Source organism: Ammonifex thiophilus, assembly GCF_003368535.1.
Classification (GTDB): Bacteria; Bacillota; Desulfotomaculia; order Desulfotomaculales; family Ammonificaceae; genus Ammonifex; species Ammonifex thiophilus.
The window spans coordinates 1-238 of sequence record NZ_QSLN01000107.1 but is presented as its reverse complement, the minus strand read 5'-3'; the positions used below and the strand labels follow the sequence as shown (position 1 = coordinate 238).

1 protein-coding gene is annotated in these 238 nt (G+C 61.3%); it reads right to left on the bottom strand.

From position 1 onward, the window contains the following. Positions 1–238, bottom strand: a 238-nt coding sequence (locus DXX99_RS11270) for a UPF0236 family transposase-like protein (protein ID WP_205664726.1), incomplete at both ends; no start/stop codon positions are given.

Sequence of the window (238 nt, the reverse complement as noted above, 5' to 3'; positions counted from 1 at the left end):
AAACACCGTTTGCCTTCGCTACCCGCAACCGGGCCATCCGGTCTACCCCACGAGCACTCCATGCCATCGGCCGTGACGATAACCGCGCTGCCAAAATGTGACTTACGTGTCCCTCCGCACTCACCCCAAGCCGGACCTCCGGGTAAAGCCGGTATGCCATTATCCCCTCCCAGTTCTGATCTATGTAGCGCCGACAATCCCGCACCGCCTTCCTCCGGCCAGGAGTCTCCGCCTTCCT